Annotated in this window: 21 protein-coding genes; 12 read left to right on the top strand and 9 right to left on the bottom strand. The window is 67.1% G+C overall.

Annotation, left to right across the window (positions count from 1 at the left end):
- Window positions 1-390: 390 nt before the first annotated feature.
- On the bottom strand, window positions 391-4,275 hold the full coding sequence (gene purL, locus ACEF39_RS02820) for a phosphoribosylformylglycinamidine synthase (protein WP_500286898.1): 3,885 nt from the start codon (window positions 4,273-4,275) through the stop codon (window positions 391-393).
- 810 nt (window positions 4,276-5,085) lie between these two features.
- On the opposite strand from purL, the gene ACEF39_RS02815 reads away from it, so the two are divergent.
- The gene (locus ACEF39_RS02815) at window positions 5,086-7,197 is read left to right on the top strand and encodes a glycosyl hydrolase family 18 protein (protein ID WP_500286897.1); all 2,112 of its coding nucleotides are present in this window, start codon (window positions 5,086-5,088) and stop codon (window positions 7,195-7,197) included.
- A gap of 117 nt (window positions 7,198-7,314) precedes the next feature.
- On the opposite strand, the gene ACEF39_RS02810 is transcribed toward ACEF39_RS02815, so the two are convergent.
- Together ACEF39_RS02810 and xerD are read right to left on the bottom strand one after the other, a co-directional pair.
- A complete protein-coding gene (locus ACEF39_RS02810) occupies window positions 7,315-8,106 on the bottom strand; it encodes a DsbC family protein (protein ID WP_500286896.1) in 792 nt (263 codons plus the stop codon).
- 99 nt (window positions 8,107-8,205) lie between these two features.
- Complete coding sequence (xerD, locus tag ACEF39_RS02805; RefSeq protein WP_500286895.1) at window positions 8,206-9,189, bottom strand: site-specific tyrosine recombinase XerD; 984 nt, start codon at window positions 9,187-9,189, stop codon at window positions 8,206-8,208.
- A 56-nt stretch (window positions 9,190-9,245) separates the two neighbouring features.
- On the opposite strand from xerD, the gene ACEF39_RS02800 reads away from it, so the two are divergent.
- Window positions 9,246-9,734 carry an RDD family protein gene (locus ACEF39_RS02800; RefSeq protein WP_500286894.1) on the top strand — a complete coding sequence of 163 codons (489 nt, stop codon included), beginning with the start codon at window positions 9,246-9,248 and terminating at the stop codon, window positions 9,732-9,734.
- 41 nt (window positions 9,735-9,775) lie between these two features.
- Here the strand turns inward: ACEF39_RS02800 and lptG are convergent, their stop codons facing one another.
- Together lptG and lptF are read right to left on the bottom strand one after the other, a co-directional pair.
- A complete protein-coding gene (gene lptG, locus ACEF39_RS02795) occupies window positions 9,776-10,882 on the bottom strand; it encodes an LPS export ABC transporter permease LptG (RefSeq protein ID WP_500286893.1) in 1,107 nt (368 codons plus the stop codon).
- Window positions 10,879-11,961, bottom strand: coding sequence for an LPS export ABC transporter permease LptF (lptF, locus tag ACEF39_RS02790; RefSeq protein WP_500286892.1), 1,083 nt, complete (start codon window positions 11,959-11,961; stop codon window positions 10,879-10,881). The genes lptG and lptF overlap by 4 nt, the downstream gene beginning before the upstream one ends.
- Before the next feature lie 104 nt (window positions 11,962-12,065).
- On the opposite strand from lptF, the gene ACEF39_RS02785 reads away from it, so the two are divergent.
- From ACEF39_RS02785 to ACEF39_RS02765, 5 genes are all read left to right on the top strand, one after another.
- Window positions 12,066-13,544 carry a leucyl aminopeptidase gene (locus ACEF39_RS02785; RefSeq protein WP_500286891.1) on the top strand — a complete coding sequence of 493 codons (1,479 nt, stop codon included), beginning with the start codon at window positions 12,066-12,068 and terminating at the stop codon, window positions 13,542-13,544.
- 97 nt (window positions 13,545-13,641) lie between these two features.
- Window positions 13,642-14,067 (top strand): DNA polymerase III subunit chi, encoded by a 426-nt coding sequence (locus ACEF39_RS02780; protein WP_025879359.1) that lies wholly within the window; start codon window positions 13,642-13,644, stop codon window positions 14,065-14,067.
- 19 nt (window positions 14,068-14,086) lie between these two features.
- Window positions 14,087-14,278: a YqaE/Pmp3 family membrane protein gene (locus ACEF39_RS02775; protein ID WP_025879360.1), complete on the top strand. Its 192-nt coding sequence runs from the start codon at window positions 14,087-14,089 to the stop codon at window positions 14,276-14,278.
- A 34-nt stretch (window positions 14,279-14,312) separates the two neighbouring features.
- Window positions 14,313-17,171 carry a valine--tRNA ligase gene (locus ACEF39_RS02770; RefSeq protein ID WP_500286890.1) on the top strand — a complete coding sequence of 953 codons (2,859 nt, stop codon included), beginning with the start codon at window positions 14,313-14,315 and terminating at the stop codon, window positions 17,169-17,171.
- A gap of 129 nt (window positions 17,172-17,300) precedes the next feature.
- Entirely contained in the window at window positions 17,301-18,122 is an 822-nt protein-coding gene (locus ACEF39_RS02765; RefSeq protein WP_500286889.1) for an EamA family transporter, read from the top strand.
- A 58-nt stretch (window positions 18,123-18,180) separates the two neighbouring features.
- Here ACEF39_RS02765 and rimI read toward each other — a convergent pair whose 3' ends face one another.
- The 3 genes from rimI to pssA are packed head-to-tail and all read right to left on the bottom strand — an operon-like array spanning window position 18,181 to window position 19,963.
- Window positions 18,181-18,678, bottom strand: coding sequence for a ribosomal protein S18-alanine N-acetyltransferase (rimI, locus tag ACEF39_RS02760; RefSeq protein ID WP_500286888.1), 498 nt, complete (start codon window positions 18,676-18,678; stop codon window positions 18,181-18,183).
- Window positions 18,675-19,187 carry a hypothetical protein gene (locus tag ACEF39_RS02755; protein WP_500286887.1) on the bottom strand — a complete coding sequence of 171 codons (513 nt, stop codon included), beginning with the start codon at window positions 19,185-19,187 and terminating at the stop codon, window positions 18,675-18,677. Before ACEF39_RS02755 ends, rimI begins: the two co-directional genes overlap by 4 nt.
- Entirely contained in the window at window positions 19,184-19,963 is a 780-nt protein-coding gene (gene pssA / locus ACEF39_RS02750; protein ID WP_500286886.1) for a CDP-diacylglycerol--serine O-phosphatidyltransferase, read from the bottom strand. Before pssA ends, ACEF39_RS02755 begins: the two co-directional genes overlap by 4 nt.
- A gap of 80 nt (window positions 19,964-20,043) precedes the next feature.
- Between pssA and ACEF39_RS02745 the strand changes: the two genes are divergently transcribed.
- The 3 genes from ACEF39_RS02745 to ACEF39_RS02735 all read left to right on the top strand — a co-directional run bounded on the left by ACEF39_RS02745 (window position 20,044) and on the right by ACEF39_RS02735 (window position 23,333).
- Complete coding sequence (locus ACEF39_RS02745) at window positions 20,044-20,421, top strand: DUF4124 domain-containing protein (RefSeq protein WP_500286885.1); 378 nt, start codon at window positions 20,044-20,046, stop codon at window positions 20,419-20,421.
- A 603-nt stretch (window positions 20,422-21,024) separates the two neighbouring features.
- A complete protein-coding gene (locus ACEF39_RS02740) occupies window positions 21,025-22,728 on the top strand; it encodes a proline--tRNA ligase (RefSeq protein ID WP_500286884.1) in 1,704 nt (567 codons plus the stop codon).
- Between the two features lie 221 nt (window positions 22,729-22,949).
- Entirely contained in the window at window positions 22,950-23,333 is a 384-nt protein-coding gene (locus ACEF39_RS02735) for an H-NS histone family protein (RefSeq protein ID WP_500286883.1), read from the top strand.
- Window positions 23,334-23,450: 117 nt separating this feature from the next.
- On the opposite strand, the gene ACEF39_RS02730 is transcribed toward ACEF39_RS02735, so the two are convergent.
- On the bottom strand, window positions 23,451-24,710 hold the full coding sequence (locus tag ACEF39_RS02730; RefSeq protein ID WP_367786280.1) for a threonine/serine exporter family protein: 1,260 nt from the start codon (window positions 24,708-24,710) through the stop codon (window positions 23,451-23,453).
- A gap of 92 nt (window positions 24,711-24,802) precedes the next feature.
- Between ACEF39_RS02730 and ACEF39_RS02725 the strand changes: the two genes are divergently transcribed.
- Both ACEF39_RS02725 and ACEF39_RS02720 read left to right on the top strand, forming a co-directional pair.
- Window positions 24,803-25,924 carry an MlaE family ABC transporter permease gene (locus ACEF39_RS02725; RefSeq protein ID WP_500286882.1) on the top strand — a complete coding sequence of 374 codons (1,122 nt, stop codon included), beginning with the start codon at window positions 24,803-24,805 and terminating at the stop codon, window positions 25,922-25,924.
- Between the two features lies 1 nt (window position 25,925).
- Window positions 25,926-26,753 carry an ABC transporter ATP-binding protein gene (locus ACEF39_RS02720; RefSeq protein WP_380658269.1) on the top strand — a complete coding sequence of 276 codons (828 nt, stop codon included), beginning with the start codon at window positions 25,926-25,928 and terminating at the stop codon, window positions 26,751-26,753.
- Window positions 26,754-26,756 lie beyond the last annotated feature (3 nt).

Genomic DNA, 26,756 nt, shown 5'->3' with positions numbered 1-26,756 from the left:
AACCTTCGTGGTTCAACGTCCCCTGGGGGCGTTATTCGCGTGATCTACTGCGGGGTATTGCCGAACGGCGCGCAGGGACAGAAAACCGAGCGCATGCGCCGTGCGGTTACTGCGGAATGAACAGATTTGAAACGGAGGTCAAGTGTTAACGGCATCTTTGTGAATCGTCAAGAGTTTGACGCAGCAAAAGCCATTGCCGTGAAGCAGTTCACTGTTTCACTTGTTTATGTACGTATTTTGTTAGGCGTGCGTGAGGAAATCCTCACATATGAAAACGTATGTAACTGATGGCCAGTGCAGGAGTTTCCCTATTCAAAAAGAAAAACCCGCCGGTTTCCCGGCGGGTTCTCCATACGCGATGGCATCGTCAGCTGCGCAGCGGGAACGCGATCAGCCGCACCACACCCGTGCATTGCGGAACATGCGCATCCACGGTGAATCGCCCTGCCACTCGGACGGGGCCCAGCTCAGGTTGAGCGCGCGCGGGGTGCGCTCCGGGTGCGGCATCATGATGGTCACCCGGCCGTCGGTGCTGGTCAGGCCGGTGATGCCGTCGGGCGAGCCGTTCGGGTTCAGCGGGTACTGGCTGGCGACGTTGCCGTTGCCATCGATGTAGCGCAGTGCGACACGGGCTGTGGCCTGGTCGACGGCGTTGTCGAACACCGCCTGGCCTTCGCCATGCGCCACCGCTACCGGCAGGCGCGACCCGGCCATGCCACGCAGCAGGATCGACGGTGACTCCACCACTTCCAGCAGCGCGGTGCGGGCTTCGAACTGCTCGCTGGCGTTGCGGCGGAACTGTGGCCAGTGTTCGGCACCGGGGATGATGTCCTTCAGCTGGCTCATCATCTGGCAGCCGTTGCACACGCCCAGGGCGAAGCTGTCCTCGCGCGCGAAGAACGCGGCGAAGGCATCGCGCAGCGCGGTGCGCTCGAGGATCGAGGTCGCCCAGCCGCGGCCGGCACCGAGTACGTCGCCGTAGCTGAAGCCGCCGCAGGCGATCAGGCCGGTGAAGTCCTGCAGCGCCACGCGGCCTTCGATGAGATCGCTCATGTGCACATCGAACGCGCGGAAGCCGGCACGTTCGAAGGCGTTGGCCATTTCAATCTGGCCGTTGACGCCCTGTTCGCGCAGGATCGCAACGCGCGGGCGCGCCCCGGTCTGCACGAACGGCGCGGCGACATCCTCATTGAGGTCGAAGCTCAACTTCGGCTTCAGGCCCGGCGCGGTGAAGGCGCGGGCGATCTCGCGCTCGGCATCGGCATTGGCCGGATTGTCGCGACGCTTCTGCATGGCGTGGGTGACCGACCACCACGCATCAAACAACGCCTCCCAGCGCCATTCGGCCAGCGAGTCACCGCCCAGCGACACCCGCACCACCGGCGCGGTGGTCGGCTTGGCGATGCGCTGCGCGCACTCGGTCAGCGCGTGGCGCTCGACCAGATCTGCGAACGCGGCGCGGTCTTCGCGGGCGATCTGTACAACGGCGCCCAGCTCTTCATTGAACAGGCTGCGGAACGGATCATCGCCCCAGGCGTCGAGGGTGATGTCCAGGCCCAGGCGCGAGGTGAAGGCCATTTCGCACAGGGCAGCGAACGCACCACCATCGCTGCGGTCGTGGTACGCGCGCAGCAGGCCGGCCTGGCGTGCATCGCGGATCAGCTCGAAGAAGCCACGCAGGCGCTGCGGATCGTCCAGGTCCGGGGCGGCACCGGCGAAGGCCGGCAGGTCGCCGTGGTCGGCGTGCACCTGGGCCAGGATCGAACCGCCCAGGCGCTGCTTGCCGGCACCGAGGCCGATCAACCACAGCTCGCTGTCGATATCGCGGTCCAGCAGCGGGGTCAGCTGCTGGCGCGCATCGGCCACTGGCGCGAACGCAGTGATCACCAGCGACACCGGCGACACGCTCTTGTGCGCCTGCCCCTGGTCGTGCCACTGCGCCTGCATCGACAGTGAGTCCTTGCCCACCGGGATGCTGATGTCCAGCTGCGGGCACAGTTCCATGCCCACCGCCTTCACTGCGTCGTACAGCAGCGCGTCTTCGCCCGGGTGGCCGGCAGCGGCCATCCAGTTCGCCGACAGCTTGATTTCATCCAGCGCATCGACCGGGGCCGCACACAGGTTGGTCAGCGCTTCGCCCACGGCCATGCGGGCCGAGGCAGCCGCATCCAGCAGCGCCAGCGGCGTGCGTTCACCCAGTGCCATCGCCTCGCCGGCCACGCCGTCGAAATCGGCCAGGGTGATCGCCACGTCGGCCACCGGCAGCTGCCACGGGCCGACCATCTGCTCGCGCGCGGTCAGGCCGCCGACGCTGCGGTCGCCGATGGTGACCAGGAAGTTCTTGGAGGCCACCGTCGGGTGCGCGAGCACGCGCAGACCGGCTTCCTGCAGATCCAGGCCAGCGGTCTTCAGCGCCGGCCAGCGCGGTGCCGGCGGGTGCGCGGTATCGCGGTGCATCTTCGGCGGCTTGCCGAACAGCACGTCCATCGGCAGGTCGATCGGCGCGTCGGCCGGGATGTTGCCCGGCACGGCGCCATAGGCCACCACCAGGTGCTCGGCTGCGGTGGCAACACCAACCGCAGCGAACGGGCAGCGCTCGCGTGCGCACAGCGCGGCGAATTCGGCCAGGCGCTCCTGCGCCACGCCGAGCACGTAGCGCTCCTGCGACTCGTTGCACCACAGCTGCATCGGCGACAGCGACGGATCGTCGGTGGGCACCTTGCCCAGGTCGATGATGCCGCCCACGCCGGAATCGTGCAGCAGTTCGGGAATGGCGTTGGACAGGCCACCTGCACCGACGTCATGGAAGAACTTGATCGGGTTGTTGGTACCCATCGCCACGCAGCGGTCGATGACCTCCTGGCAGCGACGCTCCATTTCCGGGTTGTCGCGCTGCACGCTGGCGAAGTCCAGATCCTCGGCGCTTTCACCGGAGGCGACCGAACTGGCGGCACCGCCGCCGAGGCCGATCAGCATCGCCGGGCCGCCGAGCACGATCACGGCATCGCCGTCCTGCAGCAGGATCTTGTCGACCTGCACGCGATCGATGGCGCCGAGGCCACCGGCCAGCATGATCGGCTTGTCGTAGGCGCGCACCAGGTCGGCGCCTTCCGGTAGTTCGAAGCTGCGGAAGTAGCCGAGCAGGGCCGGCCGACCAAATTCATTGTTGAACGCAGCGCCGCCGAGCGGGCCGTCGGTCATGATTTCCAGTGCCGGCGCCATGCGCGGGTTCAGCGCACGCGGCGCCTCCCACGGCTGCGGCAGCTCGGGAATGCGCAGGTGCGAGACCGAGAAACCGCTCAGGCCGGCCTTCGGCTTGCCACCACGACCGGTTGCACCTTCGTCGCGGATTTCACCACCGGCGCCGGTCGACGCGCCCGGGAACGGCGCGATCGCGGTCGGGTGGTTGTGCGTTTCCACCTTGATCTGGAACGCGCTGGGCACCTGCGGTTCACGGCGGTACTCGCCGCTGGCCGGGTCCGGGCGATAGCGCGAGGCCGGATGGCCTTCGATCACCGCAGCATTGTCGCTGTACGCGCTGAGCGTGTGCTGCGGGGTCTGCTGGTGGGTGTTCTTGATCATCCGGAACAGCGAGCGGTCCTGCTCCTGGCCGTCGATGGTCCAGCTGGCATTGAAGATCTTGTGCCGGCAGTGCTCGGAATTGGCCTGCGCGAACATCATCAGTTCCACGTCCGACGGCGAGCGGCCCAGCGCGGTGAAGCGCTCGCGCAGGTAGTCGATCTCGTCCTGCGCCATGGCCAGGCCGAGGCGCTGGTTGGCGGCCTCCAGCTGGTCCACCGGCACGCGCTCCAGTTCGCCACGGGCCGGGGTCGAGAACAGGGACTGGCCCTGATCGACGGTCTCCAGCACCGACTGCGTCATCGGGTCGTGCAGCACCTTGATCAATGCCTGCTGGGTGGCAGCGTCTGTCGGCCAGCCCTGCACGTCGATGCGCAGGCCACGCTCGACCCGGCTCACCGGCTGGCCGGCACCGCGGACCAGTTCGCTGGCCTTGCTCGACCACGGCGACAGCGTGCCCAGGCGCGGCACCACGATGCGGCTGACCGCACCGTCCGCGACCGCTTCGGACTGCGGACGGGCTTCCAGGATGCGGCACAGGGTATCGACGTCGGGGGCGGCAGTGCCCTCGGCCTGCACGAAGTAGACGTGCCAGGCACCGCTGATGCGCAGGGAGGGAGCGATGGACTGCAGGCGGGATTCAAGACGTTCGCGGCGGAACGGCGACAGGGCGGGCGCGCCCTCGAGGACCATCATGTCCGGGGAACCGTAGTTGGGAAACGGGCCCGACATTGTACCGGAAGCGGGGGGAGGCTTCGGCCGGGCGGCGCCCGGCACCCGCAGAGGCCAGAGCCAGAGCCGAAGCAACGGCAACGGCCAAAGCAACAGCGGGCATTCCGCGGGATGGCGGGGTGGGTCCGGTTGCGGGGGACGCCGTGAATACGTCCATGTAGGCTCGGGCGCGCCATCCATGGCGCTCACGCCCCCGCAACCGGACCCACCCCGCCTTCGACAGTTTCCTGCTGCTGTTGGTAGGTGTCGACCTTGGTCGACACGGTAGATCCATGCCATGCGTGGATGCTCCCTGGAAATCAAACGCCTGAGAGCGAAGCGATCGGCGTTTGATCTTGATTTTTTGTTCGTCTTTCGTGGCTGGCGCGCGCATGAACCTGTCGGGGGCCGGGCGGGTGGGCTGCGCAGGGGCGTGAGCCGCATGGATGCGGCGACCGAGCTTACAGGGACGTACTTGCAGCGACCCCTGCGCAGCCCACCCGCCCGGGCCCAACCCCGGAACCTGCTCTAGACGCCAACCACGAAGGGGCCCCGCCGATGGCTGCCGACCGCGCGCCAGCGCCGCTCTCGCCCAAATCCCCGAACCATGCGCTCGCTCACGGATTGACCACGCAATTGATGACAACGTTGTCCCTACCTGGCGCCGGACTCTCTCCCCGGCCCACCAGGTACCTCCGTCCGCCCCCTCCGTCGCCTTCCCGGGCGATGTCCGGACCCTGCGTTACGTGCGGCGCCGTCTTGGCCCGTGCGCCAACCATCGATCGGAGACACACCATGTACGACCCGCTTGTGCAGAGTGCCGATGTACGCAGTGCCCACCCTTCCCTCCAACGCTGTCGCCCGCGCCGTCTGGCCTGGCTGCTGGCCCTCGCCGGGGCCGTTGCGCTGCCCGGCCTGGCCCAGGCCGCCAGCTGTGCCGGCGTTGCCGAGTGGGACCAGGCCAAGATCTACCGCAGTGGCGACACCCTGCAGAAGGGAGGGGTCCTCTACCGGGCGAACCAGGACATCTGGAACGCGCCGCCGGACCATCCGGCCGGTGCACCCTACTACACCAACCTCGGCGCCTGCGACGGCGGCGGGGCCAACCAGCCGCCGGTGGTCAGCCTGACCTCGCCGGCCAACGGCGCCACCTTCAGCGCCGGCAGCACGGTCAACGTGACCGCCAACGCCAGCGATCCGGACGGCAGCGTCAGCAAGGTCGAGTTCTTCCGCGATGGCAGTTCGCTGGGCGTCGACACCAGCGCGCCGTACAGCGCCAACTGGGCCAACGCCAGCGCCGGCAGCCATACCCTGCGCGCGGTCGCCACCGACAACAACAACGCCACCGCCAGCACCGCGACCATCACCATCACCGTCAACGCAGCCAGTGGCGATACCACCGCACCCAGTGTGCCCGGCGGCCTGGCAGTAGGTACCCGCACCGCCAACAGCATCGCCCTGAGCTGGAGCCCGTCCAGCGACAACACCGGTGGCAGCGGCCTGGCCGGCTACGACGTGTACCGCAACGGCAGCCTGGTCGGGTCACCGTCCAGCGCCAGCTATGTCGATGGCGGACTGACCGCGTCCACCAGCTACAGCTACCGCGTGCGCGCCCGCGACAACGCCGGCAATGCATCGGCGCAGGGCACGGCGGTGACCGCCAGCACCCTGGCCGGCGACGGTGGCACCACCGGCAAGCGGGTCATCGGCTACTTCACCCAGTGGGGCATCTATGGCCGCAACTACCGGGTCAAGAACATCGACAGCAGCGGTTCGGCCGCGCGCCTGACGCACATCAACTACGCCTTCGGCAACGTGCGCAACAACCGCTGCGAAGTGGGCGTGACCCAGGCATCGGACCCGAACACCGGTGTGGGTGGCGATGCCTTCGCCGACTACACCAAGGCCTTCGGTGCCGGTGAAAGCGTAAGCGGCAGCGCCGATACCTGGGACCAGCCGCTGCGTGGCAACTGGAACCAGCTCAAGCAGCTCAAGGCCAAGTACCCGGGCATGAAGGTGCTGATCTCGCTGGGTGGCTGGACCTGGTCGCGTGGCTTCTCCAGCGCGGCGCAACCGGCCAACCGCCAGGCCTTCGTCGCCTCGTGCATCGACGCCTACATCAAGGGCAACCTGCCGGTGACCGACGGAGCCGGTGGCCCGGGGGCAGCACTGGGCGTGTTCGACGGCATCGACATCGACTGGGAATACCCGGTGGCCTGCGGTATTGCCTGCGGCACGCCCGAGGACAATGCCAACTTCACCGCGCTGATGGCCGAGTTCCGCCGCCAGCTCGATGCGGTGCGTCCGGGCTTGTTGCTGACGGTGGCGGTCGGCGCCGGCATCGACAAGATCCGCGTCACCGATCCGGCCGCGTACCATCCGTACCTGGACTACATCAACGTGATGACCTACGACTTCCACGGCGCGTGGGATGCGAAGACCAATCACCAATCGGCGCTGTTCGATTCGCCGAGTGATCCGTCCACCGGCGACCAGAAGCTGTACAACAGCAACGACGCCATCGAGGCCTTCATCAGCCGTGGTGTTCCCGCCGCCAAGCTCAACCTGGGCATCGGCTATTACGGGCGCGGCTGGACCGGGGTGGCCAACGCCAACAACGGCCTGTACCAGAGCGCCACCGGCGCGGCACCGGGCACCTACGAGGCCGGCATCGAAGACTGGAAGGTGCTGAAGAACCTGGCGTGGCCGGGCTACACCGACAACACCGCCGGGGCCACCTGGATCTACAACGGCAGCACGTTGTGGAGCTTCGATACCCCGGCCAACATCACCCGCAAGATGGGCTACGTGAAGACCCAGGGACTGGGCGGTGCGTTTGTCTGGGAGTTCAGCGGCGACGACGCGCAGGGCACGCTGACCAAGGCGGTCAGTGATGGCTTGAAGTAAGAAAAAGGCCGGGGGCGCACTGCGTCCCCGGCTTTCTGTCTGATGCATCCGCCGGGCATGGCCCGGCGCTACCCGCCCATCCACGGTAGCGCCGGGCCATGCCCGGCGGCGTTTCAATCAGCGCTTGGCCGACAGCTTCTCCAACGCGGCACGCAGCTGCGCCGGCGGCAGGTAGCCGCCGAGCTGGGTGCCATCCGGCGCGAAGATGGCCGGCGTACCGTTCACGCCCAACTGCTGGCCCAGGGCGTACTGCATCGCCACCGGGTTGGTGCAGTTCTTCGCGGCCACCGTGCCACCGCGTTTGGCATTGGTCAGGGCCTGGCGACGATCGGCCGCGCACCAGACCGAGATCATGTCGGTGTAATCCTTGCTGCCCAGCCCCATGCGCGGGAAGGCCAGGTACTCGACGGTGATGCCGTTGCGGTTGAGCTCGGCGATGTCCTGGTGCAGCTTGCGGCAGTAGCCGCATTCGATGTCGGTGAACACGCTGATGGTGTACTTCGCGTTCGGCGCGGCGAACACGATGCGGTCGCCATGGTTGGCCTTGGCCAGCAGGTCGCGGCGGTAGCCCAGCAGGCCTTCGCTGTTGGCCGGGCTCTTGGCGCGGGTGTCGTAGGGCTGCGACTGGAACAGGTAGCGGCCGTCGTCGGAGACGTACAGCAGCTGGCCGGAGACCACCACTTCGCGGAAGCCCGGGAAGGGCGCGGCACCGATGTAGTCCACCTGGAAGCCGGGGTTGAGCTCGGTCAGTGCCTTGCGCACAGCCTGCTCGGCCGGGCCATTGGCCGCGGCGGCAGGACCGGCCTTGGCTGCCGCTGCGGCGGGCACTTTTGCGGCGGGCGGGGCGGGCTGGGCGCAGGCACTCAGGCTGAGCGCGCCGAACACGGCGGCGATGGCGAATCGGAGCATGGAGCAGTCCGCAGCAGAAAGAAGACTTCGGATTCTGACACAGCCATCCTGAGCGGTCCGCGATGCCGCGCACAGGCCCGGCAGGGTTCAGCCGTGGGGTCAGCCGCGTGGATGATGGCGGGCGTGCAGTTTCTGCAGGTGTTCGCGTGCGACCAGCGTGTAGATCTGGGTGGTGGACAGCGAGCTGTGGCCCAGCAGCATCTGCAGCGCGCGCAGATCGGCGCCATGGTTCAGCAGGTGGGTGGCGAAACTGTGCCGCAGGCCATGCGGACTGATCCGCGCCGGGTCGATACCGGCCACCGCCGCATAACGCTTGACCAGGTGCCAGAACGCCTGGCGGGTCAAACCATGCAGGGCCGGTTCGATGAACAAGGGCGTCTGCCCGTCGGCCAGCGCCTGCACCTTGCCCTTGCCCTTGCCCACCAGTTGCGGTCGCGACTGCTGCAGGTAGCGTTCCAGCCAGTACTGCGACTCCTCGCCCAGCGGCACCAAGCGCTCCTTGCTGCCCTTGCCGGTCACCCGCAGCACACCCTGGCGCAGGTTCACCGCCGTGGCGGGCAGCAGCACCAGCTCGCTCACGCGCAGCCCGGCGGCATACATCAGTTCCAGCATGGCGCGGTCACGCAGGCCGAGCGGACTGTCGATATCCGGTGCCGCCAGCAGCGCGTCGATCTGGCTCTCGGCCAACGCCTTGGGCAGCAGCCGCGGCAGCTTCGGCGGATCCAGCAGTGCGCTGGGATCTTCACTGCGTTCGCCACGGCGCACGGCGTCGGCGAAGAAGGCACGCAGCGCCGACAGCAGCCGCGCGTTGCTGCGCGGCGACCAGTTGTGGCGGGTACGCCAGGCCAGGTAATCGAACAGACCGGCGCGTTCAACACCGGCCAGACCACCGTCGCGTCCATCACACCAGCGCGCCAGACCTTCGAGGTCGCGGCGGTAGCTGTCCAGCGTGGCGCGGGCCAGACCGTGCTCGGCCCAGATCGCGTCGAGGAAACGCTGGATGCGCTGGCTGTCCTCGCCGCGCAACTCGGGCAGTTGCTGAACCAGCTGACGACGCTCGGCGGGAGTGGAAGTGACGGCCATGCACGCAGGATACGAGGCCGACTGCGGGCACGGCCAGCATTGCGTATGCTCGGCACATGTCGAGCCCCGCCACCGATGCGGCCCACGTCGCCGCTGATACGCCCCGCCCGCGCGCGCTGCTGCTGTGGCGCCTGCTGGCGATGATCTATGACGCGTTGCCGGTACTGGCCTTGTGGATGCTGGCCGGCACCGTGTTCACCCTGGCCTATACGTTCAGCGGCCATGCGCAGCGCGACAACATCGCGCCTTTCAGCGCATGGCAATGGCTGCTGTGGGCAGTGTGCTGGGGCATGACCGGGTGGTATGCCACCGCCAGCTGGCGACGCGGCGGGCAGACATTGGGCATGCGCCCCTGGCGCTTGAAGCTGGAATCACGCGATGGCACGCCGTTGCGACGCGGCCAGCTGTGGCTGCGGTTCGCGGTGGCCACGCTGTCGTTGCTGCTGGGCGGGCTGGGCTTCTGGTGGGCGCTGGTGGATCGCCAGCGGCTGACCTGGCACGACCGCGCGAGCGCCACGCGGGTGCTGCGGATACCGAAGCGCTGACCTGTGCTGGCAGCGCCGGGCAGGGCCCGGCACTGCCGGACTCAGCCCGATTTACGCCGGAACAACAATCCGGACACGGCCAGCATCACGATCGGCGGCAGCGCGTAGGCGATGCGGTAGTCAAACTTCAGCGCGCCGGCCATGCGGCCGAAGAACAGCTGCAGCAGCCAGAACGCCAGCGCGAACAGGATGCCCAGGAACAGGCGCTTGCCCATGCCGCCACTGCGCAGCGAACCGAACGCGAACGGCACCGCCGCCAGGCACAGCGCCAGCACATTCAACGGATAGAACCAGCGGCTCCAGTACACATCCTCGTAGTCGCGTGCATCCAGCCCATTGCGCTCACGATAGGCAATGCTGGTGCTCAGCTCGGACACGCTGAGGTTGCGCGGCTTGGCGATGCCGGTGGCCAGGGCTCCAGCGTCCAGCTTGGAATTCCACGGCTCACGGGCCACTTCCTGGCGCGTTGCCGAGCGCTCGCCGAAGGTGTCACGGCGCACGCCGGTCAACACCCAGCCATCCTTGTCATGCTCGGCGGTGGCCGCATGGGTCAACGTACCGACGCGCCCGTCCTCGTTGATCCTGTAGAGGCGCACGTCCCGCAGAATCAGCCGGGTGCCCTTGTCGCCGACCAGCTGTTCCTCGCCACTCTGTGCGTTGAGGAACGTGTCACCCTCGCGCGCCCACAAGCCGGAGTACCGCGCCACCGCCATGTCGGTGCCCCACTTGGCACTCATCTTCAGCGAATCGGCGCGGTTCTGACCCCACGGTCCCAGGGTCTCGGCACTGATCACCATCAGCCCGGTCAGCAGCGACAGGGCGATCGCCACCGACACGCTCAGGCGTTTGCGCGACAGGCCCAGCGCGCGCAATGCGGTCAGCTCCGAGGTCGCGGCCAGCTGGCCCAGGCCCATCAGCGCGCCGATCACCGCCGCGGTCGGGAACATCGTGTAAGCCCGGCGCGGCACGGTGTACAGCACCCAGGCTGCCGCATGGCCCAGCGAATAGCCGTTCTTGCCGATGTCCTTGAACTCGCCGGAGAAGGCCATCAGCACGTCCAGGCCGACCAGCACCGCCCAGGTCAGCAGCACGGTACCCAGCACCGCCCGGCCCAGGTACAGATCGAAACGCATCGGTCGCAGCATCATGCGCGGGCTCCCTTCGGGCGGGCCATGCGGCCATCACGCGCGTACATCCAGATCGCCAGTGCCAGCAACGGCAGGGTCAGCCACCACAGGCCAAGCGCCGGCGGAATCTGCCCATTGGCAATCCAGCCACTGCCGATGAACATCATGTTGGTGCCGACCATGTAGGCCAGCAGGGCCAGCATCATCCGGCCGTAGCGCTGCTGGCGCGGCGAACTGCGCCCCAGCGGTACGATCAGCAGGGCGAAGGCCAGCGCGATCAGCGGCGGGGCCAGGCGGCGGTGCAGCTGTGCCTGCGCCTCGGGGCGCTTGTCGCCGAACAGCGCGGTGGTCGGCATCAGTTCGGGATCATCACTCTTGCGGGCCTCACTGCCGTCGGGCAGCGCCACGTCGTTGCGGGCGAAGGTCGCCAGACGGTAATCCAGTGCGCCGGCCGCCGGCCCTTCCAGCTGGTGGCCATCATCCAGTTCGAGGAAGCGCTGGCGGGCGCCTTCGAAGTACATGCGGCCGCTGGCAGCGGACACCACCTCAAGGCGATCCTCCTTCTGCCGCTGCAGGAACACACGGCCCAGCTGGCTGCCATCGGGGGAGATCGAGGCGACGTAGACCACGCCGCCATTGGGCAGCGGGGTGAACCGGCCCGGCTCCAGGCCGGCCATCAGCACGCTGCGGTTGGCGTCCTGGATCATCTGTTCGGCGGTGCGCTGGGCCCAGGGCCCCAGCCACAACGAACAGGCGCCCACCACCGCAATCACCGGCAGCACCAGCAGCAGCAGGGGCTTGAGCAGGCGTTTGGGGCCGACACCAATGGCGGTGATGACCGCCATTTCCGAGTCGCGGTAGAGGCGGGCGATGGCCAGCAGCAGGCCCAGCATCAGTGCCAGCGGCAGGATCAGCGGCATGTAGACGATGAACTGCAGGCCCAGCTGCGAGAACAGCAGCTTGGCCGGCAGCCGCCCGTCGGCGATGTTGCCGAGGATGTCCACCAGCACGCCGCCCACGCTGACCACCAGCAGGACGATCAGGGTAGCCAGGAAACTCTGGACGAAATCGCCCAATAGATAGCGGTCGAGCTTCAACATGGGGCGGTGGTTTAAACTCTCAGGTTCGTTCGCGGTGCCGCCCAGTCTAGCGTCTGGGCGTAAACGGTCCGCGATTGTACGGACTTGCCAATGGAATCTGCTCAATGGCTCTCGAATTCACCCTGAACCACCTCGCTGCGGCTTCGGCCGCCGTTGACTGCCTCGTCGTCGGCGCCTATGCCGACCATACCCTGACTGCGTCCGCGCAGGCACTGGATGCTGCAAGCGGTGGCCGCCTGGCCGCCCTGGCCCAGCGCGGCGACCTGTCCGGCAAGACCGGCGCCACCACCCTGCTGCACGACCTGCCGGGCGTGACCGCCCCGCGCGTGCTGGTGGTCGGCCTCGGCGATGCCGCCCGCTTCGGCGTGCCGCAGTACCTGAAGGCAGTCGGCGATGCCGTGCGCGCGCTGAAGGCCGGCGCTGCCCGCAGCGCACTGTTCACCCTCTCCGAAGTGGCGGTGAAGGACCGCGACGCGGCCTGGGCGATCCGCCAGGCGGTGATCGCTGCCGACCACGCGGCCTACCGCTACACCGCCACCCTGGGCAAGAAGAAGGCCGACGATGCCGGCCTGGCCCAGCTGGCCATCGCAGGTGAGGACGCGCAGGCCCTGGCCCAGGGCCAGGCCATCGCCGCCGGTGTCGAGTTCGCCCGCGAGCTGGGCAATCTGCCGCCGAACTACTGCACCCCGGCCTATCTGGCTGAAGTGGGCGTGAAATTCGCCGACGAGCATGACGGTGCCGAAGCCGAGATCCTCGACGAGACCCAGATGGAAGCGCTGGGCATGGGCTCGCTGCTGGCCGTGGCCCGTGGCTCGGCCAACCGCCCGCGCCTGGTGGTGCTGAAGTGGAGCAATGGCGGCGACGCCAAGCCCTACGTGCTGGTCGGCAAGGGCATCACCTTCGATACCGGCGGCGTCAACCTGAAGACCCAGGGTGGCATCGAAGAGATGAAGTACGACATGTGCGGTGGCGCCAACGTCATCGGCACCTTCGTCGCCGCGGTCAAGGCCAAGCTGCCGTTGAACCTTGTCGTGGTGGTGCCGGCGGTGGAAAACGCCATCGACGGCAACGCCTACCGTCCGTCCGACGTCATCACCTCGATGTCGGGCAAGACCATTGAAGTCGGCAACACCGACGCCGAAGGCCGCCTGATCCTGTGCGACGCCCTGACCTACGCACAGCGCTTCGAGCCGGCTGCCCTGGTGGACGTGGCCACCCTGACCGGCGCCTGCCTGGTCGCCCTCGGCCACCAGACCGCGGGCCTGATGAGCAAGCACGACGACCTGGCCAACGAGCTGCTGGCCGCCGGCGAGCAGGTCTTCGACCGCGCCTGGCGCCTGCCGCTGTGGGACGAGTACCAGCCGATGCTGGATTCCAGCTTCGCCGACGTCTACAACATCGGCGGCCGCTGGGCCGGTGCCATCACCGCTGGCTGTTTCCTGTCGCGCTTCGCCGAAGGCCAGCGCTGGGCCCATCTGGACATCGCCGGCGTGGCCAGCGATGAAGGCAAGCGTGGCATGGCCACCGGCCGTCCGGTCGGCCTGCTGAGCCAGTGGTTGCTGGACCAGGTCGCCCGCGCCTGACGCTGTACCTGACCCTGGCCGGCAACCGCCGGCCCGGGCCTCGCCGGTCCAGCCGTCAGCCGGCATGGATCGGCACCTGCCTCACCTGGATGCCACCATGCCCCGCGCCGACTTCTACCTGATCGCCAAGCCCCGTTTCCTGACCGAGCCGTTGCGCCTGGTCTGCGAGCTGGCGCGCAAGGCCAACGACGCCGGGTTGTTCACCCTGGTGCTGGCCCGCGACCAGGCCCAGGCCGAAGAACTGGACGAACTTCTCTGGTCGTTCGACGACGATGCCTACATTCCGCACCAGATCGTGGGTGAGGATGTAGACGAGGAAGAGGCGCTGGTGCTGATCGCCCCACCCGGTGGCGAGGCCCCCGTGCGGCCGCTGGTGATCAACCTGCGCGACGAACCCTGGCTGGGCCAGTGCGAGCGCGTGCTGGAAGTGGTGCCGGCCGATCCGGAAGCGCGCGAACCGCTGCGCGAGCGCTGGCGCCAGTACAAGACCGCCGGTTACGACCTGAACAAGCACGACATGTAAGCCCGGCGAGGACCCCTTGATGCGCCTGCTGATCGCCCTGATTCTTCCCTGGCTGTCCTTTTTCACCATCGGCCGGCCGTTTGCCGGCATCGTCTGCCTGATTCTGCAGATCACCCTGATCGGCTGGCTGCCCGCCGCGATCTGGGCTGCCTATTCGGTCAGCCAGTACCACACCGACCAGAAGATCCGGCGCACCCTCGGGTCGCGCTGATCTCCCTTCCCGCCTTGATGACTGGTTCCCCCGCATGACCCAACTCGCCTCCAGCTACGACCCGAAGTCCTTCGAGACCGACCTCTACGAGGCCTGGGAGAAGGCCGGCCATTTCAAGCCGTCCGGCAAGGGCGAGCCGTACACCATCCTGCTGCCGCCGCCGAACGTGACCGGCACCCTGCACATGGGCCATGCCTTCCAGCAGACCCTGATGGATGCGCTGGTGCGTTATCACCGCATGCGCGGCTACGACACGCTGTGGCAGGTCGGTACCGACCACGCCGGCATCGCCACCGAGATGGTGGTCAGCCGCAACCTGGCGCTGGAAGGCAACGGCGAGACCCGCGATTCGCTGGGCCGCGAGGGCTTCATCGGCAAGGTGTGGGAGTGGAAGCAGCAGTCCGGTGACATCATCGAACGGCAGATGCGCCGCCTCGGTACCTCGGCCGACTGGTCGCGCAGCACCTTCACCATGGACCCGCAGCCGTCCGAAGCGGTGATCGAGGCCTTCGTGCGCTGGCACGAACAGGGCCTGATCTATCGTGGCCAGCGCCTGGTCAACTGGGATCCGGTGCTGAAGACCGCAATCTCGGACCTGGAAGTGGAGAGCGCCGAGGAAGACGGTTTCCTGTGGTCGATCGCCTACCAGCTGGATGAAGGCCTCAGCTACGAACACGTCGAGCGCGATGCCGACGGCGTCGAAACCCTGCGCGAGACCCGCGATTACCTGGTGGTCGCCACTACCCGCCCGGAAACCCTGCTGGGTGACACCGCGGTGATGGTGCATCCCGAAGACGAGCGCTACCTGCACCTGATCGGCAAGAGCGTGGTGCTGCCGCTGACCGGCCGCCGCGTGCCGGTGATCGCCGACGACTACGTGGACCGTGCGTTCGGTACCGGCGTGGTCAAGGTCACCCCGGCGCATGACTTCAACGATTACCAGGTGGGCGTGCGCCACAGCCTGCCGATGATCAACCTGTTCACCCCGGTGGCCGCGATCAACGACAACGCGCCGGAACGTTTCCAGGGGCTGGACCGTTACGACGCGCGCAAGGCCGTGCTGGCTGAACTGGAAGACCTGGGCATCCTGGTCGAGACCAAGGCGCACAAGCTGCAGGTGCCGCGCGGCGACCGTACCGGCCAGGTGATCGAGCCGTACCTGACCGACCAGTGGTTCGTGAAGATGGACGAACTGGCGCGTCGTGGCCTGGAGCTGGTCGAAGGTACCGATGGAAAGCCGGGCTCGATCTCGTTCGTGCCGCCGAACTGGATCAATACCTACCGCCACTGGATGACCAACATCCAGGATTGGTGCATCAGCCGCCAGCTGTGGTGGGGCCACCGCATTCCCGCATGGTTCGATGCCGCCACCGGCAACTGCTACGTCGGCCGCAGCGAAGAGGAAGTGCGGGCGAAGAACAATCTCGGCAGCGACGTGGTGCTGAGCCAGGAAAGCGACGTGCTGGAGACCTGGTTCTCCTCGCAGCTGTGGCCGTTCTCCACCCTGGGCTGGCCGAACGAGCAGGCGATGGCCGAGCGCGGTTTCGACCGCTACCTGCCGTCGTCGGTGCTGATCACCGGCTTCGACATCATCTTCTTCTGGGTGGCGCGCATGATCATGGCCACCGACAACCTGACCGGGAAGATCCCGTTCAAGGACGTCTACTTCACCGGCCTGATCCGCGACGGCCAAGGCCAGAAGATGTCCAAGAGCAAGGGCAACGTGCTCGATCCGCTGGACATCATCGACGGCATCACCATCGACGATCTGGTGGCCAAGCGCACCGGCGGGCTGATGCAGCCGCGCATGGTGGAGAAGATCGAGAAGGCCACGCGCAAGGAGTTCCCGGACGGCATCGCCGCCCATGGTGCCGATGCGCTGCGTTTCACCATCGCCGCGCTGGCCACCCATGGCCGCGACATCAAGTTCGACATGAACCGCGCCGAGGGCTACAAGAATTTCTGCAACAAGCTGTGGAACGCCAGCCGTTTCACCCTGATGAACACCGAAGGTGCGGCGTTCACCGGCGTGCCGACGCCGCGTACCGATGCCGAGCGCTGGATCCTCTCGCGCCTGGCCGCCACCACCGCCGAAGCGCAGGGGCATTTCGCCGCCTATCGCTTCGACCTTCTGGCGCAGTGCCTGTACGAATTCGCCTGGAACGCGTTCTGCGACTGGTTCCTGGAGCTGAGCAAGCCGGCGTTGAACGGCGCCGATGCCGCCGACGCCGACAGCACCCGCCACACCCTGCTGTACGTGCTGGAAGCGCTGCTGCGCCTGCTGCACCCGCTGACCCCGTTCATCACCGAGCAGCTGTGGCAGCAACTGGCCCCGCGCCTGGGCCTGGGTGAAACCACGCTGTCGCTGCGTCCGTACCCGACCGCCGCCGAGTTCGAGGGCGATCATGCCCAGGCCGAGGCCGACGTTGAATGGTTGAAGGCGGTGATCAGTGCGGTGCGCCGCGTGCGCAGCGAACTGAACGTCGCCCCGTCCAAGCTGGTGCCGCTGCGCCTGCTGGCCGGCCTGGAACATGCCGGGCAGAGCCAGGACCGCGAGCGCATCGAGCGCTTCAGCGCCTCGCTGTCGTTCCTGCTGAAGCTGGACAGCATCCAGTGGCTGGCCGACGCACAGAGTGCGCCGCCGGCAGCTGCCGCGATCGTCGGTGAACTGAAGCTGCTGGTACCGCTGGAAGGCCTGGTTGATCTCGATGCCGAGCGCGCGCGCCTGGACAAGGAGATCAAGCGCGTGGAAGGCGAGCAGGAGAAGAGCGAGACCAAGCTGGCCAAGTTCTCGGACAAGGTTCCGCCAGCGGTGATCGAGCAGGAACGCGTGCGCCTGGTCGACTGGAACAACCAGCTGGCCGGCCTGCGCGAGCAGCGCGCGAAGCTGTAACGCGTCTCTGGTGGGTGCGGACCTGGGTCCGCACCGCTGTGAGGTGCCAACCAACGTTGGCACCTGCCCTGCAAAACGATGTGCCGACCAAAGTCGGCACCCACCCCTGCCTTTTGGCATCATCACCCGATGCCGCTTTCCCTCTTCCTGCTGGTCCTCGCCGCCGCCGCACTGCATGCCAGCTGGAACGCGATCGTCAAACGCGGACCGGACAAGTTCCTTGGCACCGTATTGGTCACCGGCAGCGCCGCGCTGTTGTCTGCGTTCGCCTTGCCGTGGCTGCCCTTCCCCGCCGCGGAAAGCTGGCCGTGGCTGGGCGCATCGGTGTTGCTGCAGGTGACGTACTACGCGTTGGTCGCACGCTGCTACCAGCAGGTCGACATGAGCCTGGCATATCCGATGATGCGCGGCTGCGCGCCCCTCCTCGTTGCGCTGGCCGGCGCCGTGCTCGGCGAACGCCTGCCGCCTACGGCCTGGCTCGGTGTGATCCTGGTGAGCGGCGGCATCCTGTGCATGGTCCGCGGCGTACGCAGCGGCCAGCTGCGCCTGCCGTTGCTGACCGCCGCGATGATCGCCACCTACACGCTGGTCGATGCGCAGGGCGCACGGCTGTCCGGCCATGCGCTGAGCTATACGTTGTGGCTGTTCCTGCTGTCGGGCATTCCGTTGCCGCTATGGGCGCTGCACCGGCAGCGCGGCAAGCTGCTGGCGTATGCGCGCCAGCACTGGCCGCTGGGTATGGTCGGCGGCATCGGCACCACCGCGTCGTATGCGATGGCGCTGTGGGCGATGACCCAGGTGCCCGTGGCCATGGTGTCGGCGCTGCGCGAATCGTCGATCCTGTTCGCGCTGCTGATCTCGGTGTTCCTGCTGCGCGAACGGGTACCGCGTGCCCGCTGGGTAGCGGCAGCGTTGATCGTGGCTGGCGTGTTGGCGCTGCGGTTGGCGTAAACAACGCATCGGTAGCGCCGGGCCATGCCCGGCGAGCGCAGCGGCCACGCGACGCCAATTACAGCGGCGGCATTGTCTCCAGCTCGCCGTCCACCAGCTCGATCGCCATCACCAGTGCATCTTCGCGCCCCTGCGCAGCAGGGTAGTAGCGAGGGCGCCGGCCGATCTCGTTGAAGCCTTCACTGTGATACAGCGCCAAGGCCGGAGTATTGGACGGACGCACTTCCAGGAACACCCGCTGCGCGCCTCGGTCACCGGCCAAACGGACCAGTGCACGCAGCAGCTGGCGGCCAAGCCCACGCGACTGCACCAGCGGATCGATGCAGATGTTCAGCACATGGGCTTCATCGGCAGCGAGGCTGAGCACGCCATAGCCGATCAACAGGCCATCGCGCTCCATGGCCAGGCCGGGGTAACCGGCGCGCAGGCAATCCAGGAAAATGCCGCGGGTCCAGGGATAGGGATAGCCACGCACTTCGATGGCCATCACCGCGTTGAGATCGCTCTCGCGCAGCGCACGCATCACCACCGGCCCGGGCTGGCTGACCGCACTCATGCGGCTCCGCCCTTGCGCAGCGCTCGCAGCTGCGGCCACAACGCGCGCTTGGCAGCGGGGTCGCGACGCAGTTGCTCCAGCGGCCAGCTGTCCATCAGCGTCTGCGTGGCCGGGTCGTTGGGATTGCAGCCTGAGGCGCGCAACAGCGCGATCTGCAGGCGGTCAGGCAGGCGCACCAGCGGCTGGCGCGCGTTGCCGGCGGGCAGCGGACGGGCCGCGGCCGGTACGGTATCCGGCGCCGCCACCGGCACGGCAGTGCGTGGTGGCGCCCGCTCGGGCCGAGGTTCCGGCGCCGCGTCGCGCTGGCTGGGGGCGTGCTGCATCGAAGGCGGAGCCGTACGCGTCGGCTCGACTGGCACGGCTGCCGAGGCCGCGGCTTCGGCCACGCTCAGCTGCAATGCCGCGTCCATTTCGGCAGCCAGCTGGCCGTCGTGATAGACGGTGTAGCCCATGGCCTGCAGCCAGGCCTGCTGGGCCGGGGACCACAACACGGGCAGGTCCTGGCTCACGCTGCCTCGGGCTTCTTGCGCAGGCGCTGCACGCCCCACATCACCGGGCCTGAAAGCGCGTACAGGATGCCGACGACGAGCAACACACGTGGCAGATCGATCACCGCGATGGCGATGCCGATCGGCACCAGCGCCAGCACCAGGAACGGGACACGGTCCGAACGCGCGCCCTCCTTGGCAGCGCCGCCCTTGAAGCTCCAGAAACGGATGCGGCTGACCATCAGCAGCGCGGCGACAAGGGTCACCCCCAGCGCCACGAAGCGCAGCTCGTTACCGTTCCAGCCCAACGTGCCATCGGCGAAGGCCCAGACGAAGGACATCATCAGACCGGCAGCGGCCGGGCTGGCCAGGCCGACAAACCAGCTTTTGTCGACCACGGCTACCTGGGTATTGAAGCGGGCCAGGCGCAGCGCCGCGCAGGCGGCGTACAGGAACGCCACCGCCCAGCCCAGGCGACCGACCAGCTCACCGTCGTATTTCAGTTCCGACAGGGACCAGTGGTACATCACCAGGGCCGGCGCCATGCCGAAGCTGACCAGATCGGCCAGCGAGTCGTACTGCACGCCGAACTCGCTGCTGGTGCCGGTCAGACGCGCAACACGACCGTCGAGGCCATCCATCACCGCCGCCACGAACACGGCGATGCTGGCATTGACGAAATCCCCGTTGGCCGCGGCGATGATGGCGTAGAAGCCAGAGAACAGCCCAGCCGTGGTGAACAGGTTGGGCAGCAGGTAAATCGTGCGCGAACGCGGCGGCGGTGTGATCGGGTCCATGGAATCCAGTTTAATCGACTTGCCAGCGGTCGGCGCCAATGCTGCAATCGGCGTTCTACGCCCATTCTGCGGAGTTTGCCATGCGTGCCCTGTCCTGCCTGGGATGCCTGCTGTTGTTGGCCAGTACCACTGCGCTGGCCGGCCCTGTCTACAAGTGGAAGGACGCCAAGGGCGTGACCCAGTATTCGGAAACGCCGCCGGCCGGGGCCAGGTACGAAACCCGCGCCCAGGCCAGGACACCGGCGACGAACGCGGCACCGGAGCCTACCGCCGCGCCGGTGCCGGAACAATGCAGCACCGCCCGGGCCAACGTGGCGCTGCTGGAGGGCAGCGGCCCGGTGATGCAGGACACCGACGGCGACGGCAAGTCCGATACCGCGCTTACTCCGGAACAGCGCAGCGCGCAGAAGGGCTTGGCCGAGGCAGCAATCAAGGCGTACTGCCCTCCGGCGGGTTGAAGGGAGGGTATCGGCCGGGCGGCGCCCGGCACCCGCAGAGGCAACGGCCAAAGCAACTGCAACGGCGGCTTTCTGCGGGTTGGCGGGGCACTGCAGGTTAGCGGGGACGCCGTGAATCCGTCCATGGAGGCTTGGGCGCCGCATCCATGCGGCTCACACCCCGCAAACCCACAGTGCCCCGCCTTCGACAGATTCCCGGTGGCCAGTAGATCCACGCCATGCGTGGATGAATCTCCATCGAAATCGAATATTTCGAAATCGGGACGAAAAACATCCACGCATGGCGTGGATCTACTGTCGACCAAGGTCGACACCTACCAATAGCAGCCACGCCGTCCAGACAGATTGCAGAGATCTGTCGAAGGCGGGGTGGGTCCGGTTGCGGGGGTGTAAGCGCCATGGATGGCGCGCCCAAGCCTCCAGGGACGGATTCACGGCGTCCCCCGCAACCGGACCCACCCCGCCATCCCACAGGAAACCCGGCTTCTGACGTTGACGTTGACGTTGATGTTGATTCGGCGGGTGCCGGGCGCCGCCCGGCCGATACCCCTCCCCCGGCCGGGCTGGCAGAATAGGTATCTCTGCCGTAATCCGAAGCCGACGATGCGCCTCTCCCAGTTCCACCTGCACACCACCAAGGAAACCCCCAGCGACGCCGAGCTGACCAGCCACCGGCTGATGCTGCGCGCGGGCATGATCCGCAAGCTCGCGTCCGGCCTGTACACCTGGTCGCCGCTGGGCCTGCGCGTGCTGCGCAAGGTCGAGCGCATCGTCCGCGAGGAAATGGACCGCGCCGGTGCCGTCGAATTCCAGATCCCGACCATCCAGCCGAAAGAACTGTGGGAGCAGACCGGCCGCTGGCAGAAGTTCGGCCCGCAACTGCTGAAGATAAAGGACCGCAAGGAACAGACCTTCTGCTACAGCCCCACCGCCGAAGAAGCGGCCTGCGATTTCGCACGCAGCGAGCTGTCCAGCTACAAGCAGCTGCCGGTGAACTTCTACCAGATCCAGACCAAGTTCCGCGACGAGATCCGTCCGCGCTTCGGCGTGATGCGTGCGCGCGAATTCCTGATGAAGGACGCCTATTCGTTCCACCTGCACGACGAAGACCTCGTGCGTGAGTACGAAAACATGAAGGTGGCCTACAGCCGCATCTTCACCCGCCTGGGTCTGGATTTCCGCATGGTGCAGGCAGATTCCGGTGCGATCGGCGGTGACGCCTCGCAGGAATTCCACGTGATCGCCGACTCCGGTGAAGACGCGCTGGTGTTCTCCACCGGTTCGGACTACGCCGCCAACATGGAAGCGGCCATTGCCGCCGATCCGGCCGCGCGCGCAGCGGCCAGCGAACAACTGCGCAAAGTCGAAACCCCGACCCAGAAGACCTGCGAAGACGTTGCCGCCCTGCTCGGCATCGACCTGCAGCGCACCGTGAAGTCGGTGGCGCTGATCACCGGTGAAGGCAAGGCACAGCAGTTCGTGCTGGTGCTGGTGCGTGGCGACCACGAGGTCAACGAAATCAAGCTGGGCAAGGTCGCCGGCCTGGACGAGCAGCGTTTTGCCAGCGAAGCAGAGATCGCCGAATACCTCGGCAGCGTGCCGGGCTTCCTTGGCCCGGTTGCACCGTCCAAGCCTATCCGTGTGGTTGCCGATCGCGAAGTGGCGGCGATGTCCGACTTCGTCGTCGGTGCCAACGAGGCCGGTTTCCACCTGGCCGGCGTCAACTGGGGCCGCGACCTGGCCGAACCGGAAGTGGCGGACATCCGCAATGTACGCGCGGGTGATCGTGCGCTGGACGGCGGTGAACTGAAAATCGCCCGCGGCATCGAAGTCGGCCACGTGTTCCAGCTGGGCCGCACCTATGCGAAGGCGCTCGATGCCACCGTGCTGGACGAGAATGGCAAGGCTGCGGTGATGACGATGGGCTGCTATGGCATCGGCATTTCGCGCGTGGTCGCCGCAGCCATCGAGCAGAACCACGATGACGCCGGCATCATCTGGCCCGACGCAATGGCGCCTTGGCAGGTGGTGGTCTGCGTGATCAATCCGAAGGGCGACGCGGGCGTGGCCGATGCGGCTGCAGGTCTGTTGCAGGAACTGCGCGATGCCGGTCTGGATGCCGCACTGGACGACCGCGGCCTGCGCCCGGGCGCGATGTTCGCCGACATGGAACTGATCGGTATTCCGCACCGCGTGGTGGTCAGCGAGCGGGGCCTGGCCGCAGGCACCTTCGAGTACCGCTCGCGTCGCGCGGCCGAAGCGGAGAGCCTGGACAAGGCCACCCTGCTGCAGCGCCTGCAGGGTTGATCGGAAAAGACCGGGGTATACCCCGGTCTTTTTTTGCCGGATGGCCGCCTCCGGAAAATCGCAGCGGACATAATCCGGTCAAAATGGTCGCAACCGGGCCAGCCAGCCGACCGACGGTGACCGCAACTATTTGTGCTGGGATTAATTCCTCATTACTCTGTTCCGCGACGCCACGGACCGGCTCGTCCCTGTCCCTAAATTAGTTTCTGGAGTAATCGTTGATGAGTATCGACCTGACCGGCCTGTCGGCACGTGAGCTGGGCGCATTGATCCGCACAGCCAAGAAGCAGCAGACCATCGTCGCCAAGCGTCGCCCGATCACCAAGGTACGTGCCCAGCTGAGCAAGCTGGCCAAGACCGAGGGTTACACCATCGAAGAACTGTTCGGCGGTGCCCCCGCACCGCGCGCGCGCAAGGTCGCCAAGGCCACCAAGGCCCCGTCCAAGACCGCCGGCCGCAAGTTGGGCAAGGTTGCGCCGAAGTACCGCAACCCGGCCAACCCGAAGGAAACCTGGACCGGTCGTGGCAAGCAGCCGCGCTGGATGGCCGAGCTGACCGCCAAGGGCAGCAAGAAGCCGGAAGATTTCCTGATCAAGAAGGCCTGAGGCCGGCTGCAGCAGGAATGAAAAACGCCGGCGGAAGCCGGCGTTTTTCATTCAAGGTGTGTGGACCAACGGTCCACACCCACACCATTCAAGGGTGTGCGGACCAACGGTCCACACCTACAGCGTCTTGCGCGCCGGCATCAGCAGGTTGCCGAACAGCAGGCCGGCGACCAGCGCCATCACCACGTTCAACACGGTCAGGAACACGCCCTGGCCGGCACCCACGTCCTGTTGCTGGACCAGGGTCAGCACGCCCCGCAGGCTGGTGCTGCCAGGCACCATCATGATGATGCCCGGCAAGCGGATGATCGCGCCGGGTCGGCCGACCACGCGCCCGAACAGGTTGCCTCCAGCGGTCAGCAGCATCGCCGACAGGAAGATGCCGGCCGGCGTACCCCAGGCATGACCACCAAATTTGGAGATCGCGTAACCGGCCACCGAGGCGGCGATCACCCACGGATAGTCGCGACGATTGGCCTTGAACAACATCGCGAAGGCGAACGCCGCCGTCAGCAACGAGCCCCACTCCACCCACGGCCCCTGTGGTCGCGAGGCACGGATCATCGGGTCCAGCCCCAGCACATCGGCCAGGGTCACCGCGATCATCGCGCCGACACTGAGCTTCATGATCGTGGTCAGCGCGCCGGCAAAGCGCGCCGTGCCGGACACCCAGTGCTGGCTGGCCAGCTCATTGACCGCATTGGTCAGTGACATGCCCGGCAACAGCACCACCAGCGAAGCGATGATCACCGTGTTGAGATTCAGGGCGCCCACGAACGTGGCAACCACGGTGGCGACCAGGCCGGCCAGCAGCGCCGCCAGCGCTTCGGCCGCTTCGCGGCTGGCCGGGCGCTTGTCGGTGACCATGCCGAGCAGGCCGATCAACAGGCCGATGACGCCGGCCGTGGCGATATCCAGCCACGGCAGCTTCCACATGCCCGCCACGCCGGCCGCACCGAGGGTGAAGGACAGGATGGTGCGCAGCTTGCCGCGTCGGCCCGGATCCTTGTCCAGCTGGCGCAGCGCGGTGTGGCCCTGGGCGATGCTCATGCGGCCGTTGGCCACTTCCTCGGCGATTCCGTCAGCCACGCTGAGCTTGTGCAGGTCGTTCTCGCCGGGCGCCAGCCGGATCACCCGGGTGATGTCACTGGAGCCGATGGCCTGCGCCGGATCGCTGAAACTGAGGATGATGCCGGTGGGGTTCGACCACGGTTCACAATCCAGATCGAGCTGCCGGGCCAATGCAACCACCGCCGCTTCCAGGCGCTGGGCCGTTGTGCCGTAGCTGTGCAGGCGGCCGGCGATCTCGGAAACAAAGGCCACGCGCTGCGCGTAGGTGGCCTGGGGCGTGGGGATCGTGTGAGCGTCTGCGGACATGCGCCGTAGTATTACCTACGTCAGGCTCTGCTGGAGAAATTCATCCTGGTTCGACGCGACGTGCAATTCAGAACGGTTATGCTGCGACCCGAATGGCCCCCATGACCCCGACCCACGCCCCCCAGCTCGAACAGGACGCTCAGGATCCGGGACTGATCCGGCTGTCCGGCCACTGGACCCTGAAGACCGCGCTGGCCGCGGCCGACGTGCTGCGTGGCGTTCCGGACACGCTGACCGGCATCGACGCCACCGGCATCGAGCTGCTCGACTCGGCCGGCGTGCTGCAGGTGCTGCGCGTCGCCCATCGCGCTGACCTGAGCGAAGACGCACTGCGGTTCCGCCCGGACCACCAGGCGCTGGTGTGCACCATCGAAGAAGTGGCCGACGACCGTCCGAAGCCGAAGCGTGACTTCGGCGTGCTGGCGGCGCTGGAGCGGCTGGGCGTCAGCGTCCATGCCACGGGCCACAACATCAAGGCGCTGTGCAGCTTCCTCGGTGAGAACCTGGTCAAGGCCGCACGCCTGGTCAAGGAACCCCGACGTTTCCGCCTGACCGCGACCGTGCACCAGATGGAACAGGTCGGGCTGGACGCGGTGCCACTGGTCGCGCTGCTGTCCTACCTGGTCGGCGCAGTGATCGCCTTCCTTGGCTCGACCATCCTGCGCGATTTCGGCGCGGAGATCTTCGTGGTCGAACTGGTCAACATCGCCTTCCTGCGCGAATTCGCCGTGCTGCTGACCGCGATCGTGCTGGCCGGCCGCACCGCCAGTGCCTTCACCGCGCAGATCGGTGCGATGAAGGCACGCGAGGAAGTCGATGCGATGCGCACCCTCGGGCTCGACCCCATCGACCTGCTGGTGCTGCCGCGCCTGGTCGCGCTGCTGGTGACGCTGCCGCTGCTGACCTTCATCGCGATGGTCGCCGGCCTGGCTGGCGGCATCACCGTCGGCGCGTTCGACCTCGACATTCCGCCGCAGATGTACATCGCGCGCATGCACGACACGATGGAAGTGCGGCACATGCTGGTGGGCCTGTCCAAGGCGCCGGTATTTGCGCTGGTGATCGGCCTGATCGGCTGCCTGGAAGGCCTGAAGGTGGAAGGCACCGCGCAGTCGGTTGGCGAGCGCACCACCTCCAGCGTGGTGCAGACGATTTCGCTGGTGATCATCATCGACGCCTTCGCGGCGTTGTGGTTCATGCATATGGACTGGTGACATGAGCACGCATCCGACCCCCGAAGAAGTGCCCATGCAGGACGACGAAGGCCACGACCTGGCCATCCGCGTGCGTGGGCTGGTCAACCGCTTTGGCAGCCAGACCGTGCACGAAGGGCTGGACCTGGACGTGCGCCGTGGCGAAATCCTTGGCGTGGTGGGCGGTTCGGGCACCGGCAAATCGGTGCTGATGCGCTCGATCCTGGGCCTGCGTGTGCCCGATGAAGGGCAGATCGAGGTCCTTGGCCGCGACGCACGCGCCGATGATGCCGAGAGCCGCCTGCATATCGAGCGCAACACCGGCGTGCTGTTCCAGGACGGCGCCCTGTTCTCGTCGCTGACCGTCGGCGAGAACGTGCAGGTGCCATTGAAGGAACACCACCGTGAACTGCCCGAGCGCTGGCATTACGAACTGGCCCTGCTGAAGGTGAAACTGGCCGGACTGCCCGCCGATGCGATCAACAAGCTGCCCTCGCAGTTGTCTGGCGGCATGCGCAAGCGCGCCGGCCTGGCACGGGCGCTGGCGCTGGATCCGCCGCTGCTGTTCCTGGATGAACCCACCGCCGGTCTGGACCCGATCGGTGCGGCCGCGTTCGACCGCCTGATCAAGACCCTGCAGGAAGCGCTGGGGCTGACCGTGTTCCTGATCACCCACGACCTGGACACGCTGTATGCCATCTGCGACCGGGTGGCGGTCATCGCCGACCGCAAGGTGGTGGCCAATGCGCCGCTGCCGGAAATCGAGAGACTGGATCATCCGTGGATCCAGGAATACTTCCACGGACCCCGCGCGCGCGCCGCGCGTGGCGAACAGATCGAGAGTGCCTGAGCC

The organism is Stenotrophomonas indicatrix (assembly GCA_041545745.1).
GTDB lineage: Bacteria > Pseudomonadota > Gammaproteobacteria > Xanthomonadales > Xanthomonadaceae > Stenotrophomonas > Stenotrophomonas indicatrix_A.
Note: the sequence above shows the minus strand (reverse complement) of the source record. Positions and strands in the feature narration are given on the sequence as shown.

Coding starts and splice junctions, on each gene's coding strand:
- rimI (WP_500286888.1), bottom strand. CDS start 18,678: ATGAGTGCGGTCAGCCAGCCCGGGCCGGTGGTGATGCGTGCGCTGCGC.
- ACEF39_RS02810 (WP_500286896.1), bottom strand. CDS start 8,106: ATGCTCCGATTCGCCATCGCCGCCGTGTTCGGCGCGCTCAGCCTGAGT.
- ACEF39_RS02720 (WP_380658269.1), top strand. CDS start 25,926: ATGAGCACGCATCCGACCCCCGAAGAAGTGCCCATGCAGGACGACGAA.
- ACEF39_RS02725 (WP_500286882.1), top strand. CDS start 24,803: ATGGCCCCCATGACCCCGACCCACGCCCCCCAGCTCGAACAGGACGCT.
- ACEF39_RS02770 (WP_500286890.1), top strand. CDS start 14,313: ATGACCCAACTCGCCTCCAGCTACGACCCGAAGTCCTTCGAGACCGAC.
- purL (WP_500286898.1), bottom strand. CDS start 4,275: ATGATGGTCCTCGAGGGCGCGCCCGCCCTGTCGCCGTTCCGCCGCGAA.
- lptG (WP_500286893.1), bottom strand. CDS start 10,882: ATGATGCTGCGACCGATGCGTTTCGATCTGTACCTGGGCCGGGCGGTG.
- lptF (WP_500286892.1), bottom strand. CDS start 11,961: ATGTTGAAGCTCGACCGCTATCTATTGGGCGATTTCGTCCAGAGTTTC.
- ACEF39_RS02780 (WP_025879359.1), top strand. CDS start 13,642: ATGCCCCGCGCCGACTTCTACCTGATCGCCAAGCCCCGTTTCCTGACC.
- ACEF39_RS02735 (WP_500286883.1), top strand. CDS start 22,950: ATGAGTATCGACCTGACCGGCCTGTCGGCACGTGAGCTGGGCGCATTG.
- ACEF39_RS02775 (WP_025879360.1), top strand. CDS start 14,087: ATGCGCCTGCTGATCGCCCTGATTCTTCCCTGGCTGTCCTTTTTCACC.
- ACEF39_RS02745 (WP_500286885.1), top strand. CDS start 20,044: ATGCGTGCCCTGTCCTGCCTGGGATGCCTGCTGTTGTTGGCCAGTACC.
- ACEF39_RS02740 (WP_500286884.1), top strand. CDS start 21,025: ATGCGCCTCTCCCAGTTCCACCTGCACACCACCAAGGAAACCCCCAGC.
- ACEF39_RS02730 (WP_367786280.1), bottom strand. CDS start 24,710: ATGTCCGCAGACGCTCACACGATCCCCACGCCCCAGGCCACCTACGCG.
- ACEF39_RS02765 (WP_500286889.1), top strand. CDS start 17,301: ATGCCGCTTTCCCTCTTCCTGCTGGTCCTCGCCGCCGCCGCACTGCAT.
- ACEF39_RS02785 (WP_500286891.1), top strand. CDS start 12,066: ATGGCTCTCGAATTCACCCTGAACCACCTCGCTGCGGCTTCGGCCGCC.
- pssA (WP_500286886.1), bottom strand. CDS start 19,963: ATGGACCCGATCACACCGCCGCCGCGTTCGCGCACGATTTACCTGCTG.
- ACEF39_RS02815 (WP_500286897.1), top strand. CDS start 5,086: ATGTACGACCCGCTTGTGCAGAGTGCCGATGTACGCAGTGCCCACCCT.
- ACEF39_RS02800 (WP_500286894.1), top strand. CDS start 9,246: ATGTCGAGCCCCGCCACCGATGCGGCCCACGTCGCCGCTGATACGCCC.
- xerD (WP_500286895.1), bottom strand. CDS start 9,189: ATGGCCGTCACTTCCACTCCCGCCGAGCGTCGTCAGCTGGTTCAGCAA.